Below are 7,122 nucleotides of genomic sequence, written 5' to 3'. Positions count from 1 at the left end.
GGCCAGAAGGGCGGCGGCCGGGGGTCAGAGCGGCCGGGGGTCAGAGCGGCTGGAGGTCGGGCACCCGCTCGCGCGGCGCCGCGCCCTGCGGCATCGCCGGGTGCATCCCGAGCAGCATGATGCCCACGACGGCCGCGGCGAGCCCCGCCGCCTCCCAGGCCAGCGCGCCCGCGTCGGTGCGCAGCCGGTCCCCGAGGAAACCCACCCCGCAGATGATCCCGGCCAGCGGCTGGGCGGCGGTCAGCGGAGGCAGCGACATCCGCAGGGGCGCCGTCTCGAAGGCGCTCTGCACCAGCACCAGGCCGGTCACCCCGAGCACCAGCACGGCGTACGGCTGCCAGCCGGTGAGCAGCAGGGCGAGACCGCCGTCGGAGAAGCGTTCGCCGCTGACCCGGGTCAGGGCGTCCTGGACGCCGTAGAGGAGCCCGGCCGCGAGGGCGAGCAGCACCGGGCCCGAGGACAGCCGTGAGCGTTTGGCGTACGCGGTGAGCAGCAGGGCGAGGCCGACCATCCCGCCGATGATCAGCCAGTGCCGCAGCGGATCGGAGACCGCGGTGCCGCCGCGCGGCTCGCCCGCCACGATGAACGCGCTCACCCCGCCGCCGAGCAGCAGCAGGCCCGACCAGCCCTGCCGGCCGAGCGGCTGTCCGGTCTGGCGGCGGGAGAGCGCGAGGGCGAAGAGCAGGTTCGTCGCGAGCAGCGGCTCGACCAGTGACACCTGGCCGTGGCCGAGGGCGGTCGCGCCGAGCGCCATGCCGGCCACCATCAGCCCCATGCCGCCGAGCCAGCGCGGTACGCGCATCAGGTCGAGCAGGAGCCGGGGCGAGAGGAAGTCGCCGAGGGGCGCCTTCTGGGCCGCGTTCTGCTGGAGGACGAATCCGAAACCCAGGCAGCAGGCGGCGCTCACGGCGAGAAGCAGAACCAGAACCGACACGCTGCGTACCTCGATCATCGGGTCGGGCCACGGGGCGGGGAGCCACCGACTGTAGCCTCCGGGCGCGCTCGGCGCCCTGCGAGTGCCCGGAAGAACGTGCCTCGGGGGAGTACCTTGCTCCGGGCGCCTGACGCGGTCGCGGCGCCGGGGGCGGCGCGGCGCGACCGTGCGGCCATGCTGAGGGACGGGAGCGGGCCGCGCCATGGCGTACGCCACATTCGCGCCGCCCGCGGTCTCGCGACCAGTACGGGGCTCCGCCAAGTACCGGCCACCGGAAGGCAGTTGGGGGCGGTCGAGTGCCCCGGCGCTTGACGGCAGGCGCCGGCTGGCGGTTTGCTGAGGGTGATCGGCCGATTGCGGGCCGATGACGTGCCCGCCGCACGAGCCGTACGCGGCGCCCTGCCCCGGCCCGTCACCGAGAAGCACGAGGAAGTCCCGCGGTGCCCCCACCACCCCCGTTGTCCCTGTCCGGGAGCCGAGAGCGCCCGGCCGCGACGGTCGACACGACGTTCGCGGAGACCATGTCCGTGCAGGCCGCGCTCGCCGACCCGCTGCTCACCGAGTCCCCGCTCACCGCGCCGCCGCCCACCGACCCGGCCCTCGACGACGCCGAGCTGGCCTGCGCCCGTGCCGCGCTGGCCCAGGGCCGACGGCAGGCCGCCCGCTCGCTGCTCGTCCGCACCGGTGACGACTGGGACCGGCGCGGACACCGGATCACCGTCCTCGCCCTCGGTCCGTACGCCGCCGCCCACGCCCACGCGTGGCTGCTCGCCGAACCCGGCTGCGCCGACGCCGCCGTCCTGCTCGCCCTCGCCCACGTCCGGCGCGCGCTGCGCGGCAAGGAGACCCCGGCCACCGCCCGCGCGGCCTGCCGGACCGCCGCCGAGGCCGCACCCGCCGACCCCACCCCCTGGCTCGGCCTGCTGATGCTGGAGCGCGAGGGCACCGCCGACGCCGTCCGGATCTTCGAGGAGGTCCGGGCCCGCCACCGCGACCACCACCACGCCCACCACCTGATGGTCGCCCTGCTCGCCGAGCGCCGCGCCGACGCAGGACCGGACCAGCTGCACGAGGTCTACGACTTCGCGTCCTGGGCGGCCGAGCAGGCGCCCGCCGACTCCCCGCTGGCCATCCTCCCGATCGTGGCCCACGCCGCGCGCTACCGGGCCCTGGCCGTCCGCGGCCACGCCCCCGCCGACCCGACGACGGCCCGGCACTGGCGCGACCACCGGGCCGCCGACGTGATGAAGGCCGCCTTCGACTGGTGGCTCGAATGGGAGCACGACGGACACCCCCGCCTCCTGGTCGACCTGAACTTCCTCGCGCACGCCAAGTTCTGCGAGGGCCGGCCCGCCGAGGCCGCCGCCCTGTTCCGGCGCATCGGCGACCACGTCACCCCGGCCCCCTGGTCGTACCCGGACCGCGACCCGTACGCCGCCTTCCACGCGGCCCGCACGGCGGCGCTCGGCCGGGAGGGCTCCGGCTCCGGTTCCGGTTCCGGCTCCGGTTCCGGCTCCGTGAAGTGATGACGGAATTCTGACGGCCTGCCCGGACCCCTGGCCCCGCCCATGCCCCGAGTGCTCGAATGGGGCCGTGACAGCAGAACCACCCGAGGAACGCGGCACGCCCATCGGCCGCCGCGTCTTCCTCGGCACGCTCGGCCTGGGCGCCCTCGGCGTCGTCGCCGCCCCCGTCCTCCAGCGCGGCCTGGAGGACTTCCTGGGCAGCGCCGCCGACAAGGACCCCACCGGCCTCACCGGGCTGCTCCCCAACGGGGGCGGCTTCCGCTACTACTCGGTGACCTCCTCCGTACCGCACAAGAACGCGGAGACCTACCGCCTCACCGTCGACGGCCTGGTCGACCGCCCCGCCGACTACTCCCTGGCCGACCTGAGGGCCCTGCCCCAGACCCGCATCGTCAAGGACGTCCAGTGCGTCACCGGCTGGCGGGTGCCCGGAACCCCCTTCGAGGGCGTGCGGCTGTCCACGCTGCTCGACGCGGCCGGAGTGCGGGCACGGGCCGGCGCCGTCCGCTTCACCTGCTTCGACGGCACCTACACCGAGAGCCTCACCCTGGCCCAGGCCCGCCGCTCCGACGTCCTGGTGGCCCTGCGCATGCAGGACGAGGACCTCGGCCACGACCACGGCGGCCCGGTCCGCCTGTACGTGGCCCCCATGTACTTCTACAAGTCCGCCAAGTGGCTCTCGGGCATCACCGTCACCGAGAAGGTGAAACCCGGCTACTGGGAGAAGCGCGGCTACGACATCGACGCCTGGGTGGGCCGTTCGAACGGGCGGGACGATGACCCTACGAGCTGACCCCGCCGACGCCCCGCCCGCCCCCACCCGCATCCGTCGCTTCAGCCGGGCCGAACGGTGGGTCCACCGCACGACCGCCCTGCTCATGGGCGTCTGCGTCCTGACGGCGGCCTTCCTGTACGTCCCCGAACTCGCGCGGCTCGTCGGCCGCCGCGAGCTGGTCGTCCGCGTCCACGAGTGGGCCGGCCTCGCCCTGCCCGTCCCCGTCCTGGCGGGACTCGCCTCCCGCGCGTTCCGCGCCGACCTCGGTCACCTCAACCGCTTCGGGCCGCACGACCGCCGCTGGCTGCGCGCCGCCCTGCGCCGGGACCGGCGCGCGGAGTCCCGGCCGGCCGGCAAGTTCAACGCGGGCCAGAAGGTCTACGCCGCGTGGATCGCCGGCGCGACGCTGGTCATGCTCGGAACCGGGCTGCTCATGTGGTTCACCCACCTCACCCCGATCATGTGGCGGACCAGCGCGACCTTCGTGCACGACTGGCTCGCCCTGACCATCGGCATCGTCCTGGCCGGCCACATCGGCATGGCCCTGGGCGACCCGGAGGCCCGCCGCGGCATGCGCACCGGATCGGTCGACCCGGACTGGGCCGACCGGGAACACCCGCTGTGGCGCCGCTGACCACCGAATGGGTCTCAGGACGTGCCGAAGTCCAGCAGCACCTTGCAGGACCGGCCGCGGTCGGCCGCCAGGGCGAACGCCGACTCCGCCTCCCGTACCGGCACGACCGCGCTGATCAGCCCGTCGAACGCGTCCTCGGCGGCGAGCAGCGCCAGCGCGTCGTCGAACTCGGTGTCGAAGCGGAACGCCCCGCGCAGCTCGATCTCCCGGCTGACCACCAGGTTGCCCGCGAACGGACTCTGCCCCGGCGGCAGCATCCCGAGCTGCACGACGACCCCGCCGCGCCGCACCAGCCGCAGACAGGTGCCGAGCCCCGCGGCCACCCCGGACGCCTCGATGGCCACGTCCACCTCGGACGGCCACCCGGGGTCCGCCGGGTCGTCGGCCCGTACGGTCGTGCCGGCGCCGGCGATGCGGGCGTACTCCAGCGCCGCCGGGAGCAGGTCCGTCACGGTCACGTGTGCCGCGCCCGCCGACCTGGCCGCCGCGACCACCAGGCAGCCGATCGGCCCCGCCCCGGTGACCAGGACGTGCTTGCCGGCGACCGGCCCGGCCCGGCGCACCGCGTGCAGCGCCACCGCGAGCGGCTCGGCCAGCGCGGCCCGGCGCGGCTCCAGTCCCTCGGGCAGTAGCCGCAGCTGCTCGGCCGGGACGGCGATCTGGGCCGCGAAGCCGCCCTGGACGTGCGGGGTGCGGGCCGCGCTGCCCAGGTAGCGGGTGTCCCGGCAGACGTTGCGCCGGCCGTCGCGGCACTCCGGGCAGACCCCGCACGGGGTGGCGGGGTGCACGGCGACGGCCCGGCCGGCGAGGGGGCCCGTGAGGGCCGTCCCCACCACCTCGTGGCCCAGCACCATCGGCTCCGCGAGGCGGAAGTCGCCGGCCCCGCCGTGCCGCCAGTAGTGCAGGTCGGACCCGCAGACGCCGCCGTAGCGGACCGCGACGAGGACCTGACCCGGGCCGGGGACCGGCGACGGCAGCTCCTCCACCCGCAGGTCGTCCTGACCGTGGATCACACAACCCAGCATCCGCGGGCCCCTTTCACAAGACGCTCGTCATGCCGCCGTCGACGTACAGGATCTGGCCGCCGACGAAGTCCGCCGCCGGGGAGGCCAGGAACAGCAGCCCGCCCACCAGGTCCTCGGTACGGCCCCACCGGCCGGCCGGGGTGCGTCGCCGCACCCACGCGCTGAACTCCTCGTCCTCGACGAGCGGCCGGGTCAGCTCGGTCTCGATGTACCCCGGGCCCAGGCCGTTGACCTGGACGCCGGACGGGCCCCAGTCCGCGCACATGCCCTTGGTGAGCATCTTCAGGGCACCCTTGGTGGCCGCGTACGGCGCGATGCCGGGCCGGACCACCTCGCTCTGCAGCGAGCAGATGTTGACGATCTTGCCGTGGCCGCGTTCCGTCATCCGCCGGGCCGCCTCGCGCCCGACGAGGAACGCGCTGGTGAGGTTGGCGTCCAGGATCCGGTGCCAGTCCGTCTCCGCGAACTCCAGGAGCGGGGCGCGCAGTTGCATGCCCGCGTTGTTGACGAGGATGTCGAGCGGTCCGACCCGCTCCTCCACGTCCGCGATGCCCGCGGCCACCGAGGCGCCGTCGGTGACGTCGAACACGGCCGTGTGCACCCGCCCGCCGGGCAGGCCGGCAGCCGCCTTCGCGAGGCGGTCACCGTCCCGCCCGTTCAGGACCACCGTGCAGCCGGCCTCCGCGAGGCCGCGGGCGAGCGCGAGCCCGATGCCACGGCTGGAGCCGGTCACCAGGGCCGTACGGCCGCTGATGTCGAACAGAGGGTGAGTCATGTCCCCGTACCCCTAAATGACCAGGGAGAGCAGCAGGACCAGGCCGCCGGCGGTCACCGAGATGATGGTCTCCATGACCGACCAGGTCTTGATGTTCTGGCCGACGGTGAGGCCGAAGTACTCCTTCACCAGCCAGAATCCGGCGTCGTTGACATGGCTGAAGAACAGCGAGCCGGCACCGATCGCCAGGACCAGCAGGGCGGTGTGGGCGGTCGACATGTCGGCGGCGAGCGGCGCGACCAGGCCGGCCGCGGAGATCGTCGCCACGGTCGCCGAACCGGTCGCCAGCCGTATCGCCACCGCGATCAGCCAGGCCAGCAGCAGGGCCGGGATCGACCAGTCCTCGGAGATCTCCAGGACCATCCGGCCCACGCCGGAGTCGATCAGGGTCTGCTTGAAGCCGCCGCCCGCGCCGACGATCAACAGGATGCCGGCGATGGGGGCGAGGGACTTCTCGACGGTGGCGGAGATCCGGTCCTTGGTGAAGCCGGCCGCCCGGCCGAGGGTGAACATGCCGACGATGACGGCGGTGAGCAGGGCGATCAGCGGCGAGCCGACCACGTCGAACACGCGCTGCACGGTGTTCTCGGGGTCGTCCACGACGATGTCGACGAGGGCCTTGGCCAGCATCATCACGACGGGCAGCAGGATCGTCGCCAGCGTGACGCCGAAGCCGGGACGCCGTTCCAGGTCCTCCGAGGGCCGCTGCGGGATCATGCGCTCGGGGGCCGGCACGTCCACCCAGCGGGCGGCGAACCGGGAGAACACCGGACCGGCGATGATCACCGTCGGGATCGCGACCAGTACGCCCAGCGCGAGCGTCACGCCCAGGTTGGCGTCCACGGCGTCGATCGCGACCAGCGGACCGGGGTGCGGCGGGACCAGGCCGTGCATCACGGACAGACCGGCCAGCGCCGGGATGCCGATGCGCATCAGCGAGTAGTTGCCGCGCTTGGCGACCATCAGCACGACGGGGATCATCAGCACGACGCCGACCTCGAAGAACAGCGGCAGGCCGATCACCGAGGCGATCAGCACCATCGCCCACGGCATCGAGCGGCCGCCCGCCCTGGCGAGGATCGTGTCGACGATCTGGTCGGCGCCGCCGGAGTCGGCGAGCAGCCTGCCGAGGATCGCACCGAGCGCGATCAGCACGCCCACACCGGCGACCGTGGAGCCGAGACCGGTGGTGAAGCTGACGATCGTCTTGTCCAGCGGTGCCCCGGCGAACGCGCCCAGGGCGAGCGAGCCGATGGTCAGCGCCAGGAAGGCGTGAAGCTTGAACTTGGTGATGAGCAGGACGATGACGGCGATGCCCGCCAGCACGGCGATGCCCAGCTGGGCATGACCGGCCGAGGTGATCGGCTCGACACTGTCCGCCGCCAGCATCTCGACACTGAGTCTGGTCACGGGGGTCCCTTACACGTACGGGGGATGGGGGAGAGGGGTACTA

The 7,122-nt window shown here is 73.9% G+C and carries 7 protein-coding genes; 3 read left to right on the top strand and 4 right to left on the bottom strand.

Annotated features, from left to right (window positions below):
• Positions 1-40: 40 nt before the first annotated feature.
• Positions 41-934 carry a DMT family transporter gene (locus BZL64_RS33015; RefSeq protein ID WP_086772787.1) on the bottom strand — a complete coding sequence of 298 codons (894 nt, stop codon included), beginning with the start codon at positions 932-934 and terminating at the stop codon, positions 41-43.
• A 521-nt stretch (positions 935-1,455) separates the two neighbouring features.
• Between BZL64_RS33015 and BZL64_RS33010 the strand changes: the two genes are divergently transcribed.
• From BZL64_RS33010 to BZL64_RS33000, 3 genes are all read left to right on the top strand, one after another.
• Positions 1,456-2,460, top strand: coding sequence for a hypothetical protein (locus BZL64_RS33010; protein WP_425276095.1), 1,005 nt, complete (start codon positions 1,456-1,458; stop codon positions 2,458-2,460).
• Between the two features lie 67 nt (positions 2,461-2,527).
• The gene (locus BZL64_RS33005; RefSeq protein WP_086772785.1) at positions 2,528-3,253 is read left to right on the top strand and encodes a molybdopterin-dependent oxidoreductase; all 726 of its coding nucleotides are present in this window, start codon (positions 2,528-2,530) and stop codon (positions 3,251-3,253) included.
• Positions 3,237-3,869, top strand: coding sequence for a cytochrome b/b6 domain-containing protein (locus BZL64_RS33000; RefSeq protein ID WP_086772784.1), 633 nt, complete (start codon positions 3,237-3,239; stop codon positions 3,867-3,869). Before BZL64_RS33005 ends, BZL64_RS33000 begins: the two co-directional genes overlap by 17 nt.
• Before the next feature lie 14 nt (positions 3,870-3,883).
• Here BZL64_RS33000 and BZL64_RS32995 read toward each other — a convergent pair whose 3' ends face one another.
• The 3 genes from BZL64_RS32995 to BZL64_RS32985 are packed head-to-tail and all read right to left on the bottom strand — an operon-like array spanning position 3,884 to position 7,079.
• Positions 3,884-4,894 carry an L-idonate 5-dehydrogenase gene (locus BZL64_RS32995; RefSeq protein ID WP_086772783.1) on the bottom strand — a complete coding sequence of 337 codons (1,011 nt, stop codon included), beginning with the start codon at positions 4,892-4,894 and terminating at the stop codon, positions 3,884-3,886.
• 13 nt (positions 4,895-4,907) lie between these two features.
• Positions 4,908-5,669 carry an SDR family oxidoreductase gene (locus BZL64_RS32990; RefSeq protein WP_086772782.1) on the bottom strand — a complete coding sequence of 254 codons (762 nt, stop codon included), beginning with the start codon at positions 5,667-5,669 and terminating at the stop codon, positions 4,908-4,910.
• 12 nt (positions 5,670-5,681) lie between these two features.
• Positions 5,682-7,079: a GntT/GntP/DsdX family permease gene (locus BZL64_RS32985; protein WP_086772781.1), complete on the bottom strand. Its 1,398-nt coding sequence runs from the start codon at positions 7,077-7,079 to the stop codon at positions 5,682-5,684.
• Positions 7,080-7,122: the final 43 nt, after the last annotated feature.

Source organism: Streptomyces bobili, from assembly GCF_002154575.1.
Lineage (GTDB): Bacteria > Actinomycetota > Actinomycetes > Streptomycetales > Streptomycetaceae > Streptomyces > Streptomyces bobili.
The sequence above is the reverse complement of the archived record's forward strand: the minus strand, read 5'-3'. Positions and strand labels throughout refer to the sequence as shown.

What these genes read in the sequence shown, in the direction of transcription:
- BZL64_RS32990 (WP_086772782.1), bottom strand. Translation starts at nt 5,669, where the DNA reads ATGACTCACCCTCTGTTCGACATCAGCGGCCGTACGGCCCTGGTGACC.
- BZL64_RS33010 (WP_425276095.1), top strand. Translation starts at nt 1,456, where the DNA reads ATGTCCGTGCAGGCCGCGCTCGCCGACCCGCTGCTCACCGAGTCCCCG.
- BZL64_RS33000 (WP_086772784.1), top strand. Translation starts at nt 3,237, where the DNA reads ATGACCCTACGAGCTGACCCCGCCGACGCCCCGCCCGCCCCCACCCGC.
- BZL64_RS32995 (WP_086772783.1), bottom strand. Translation starts at nt 4,894, where the DNA reads ATGCTGGGTTGTGTGATCCACGGTCAGGACGACCTGCGGGTGGAGGAG.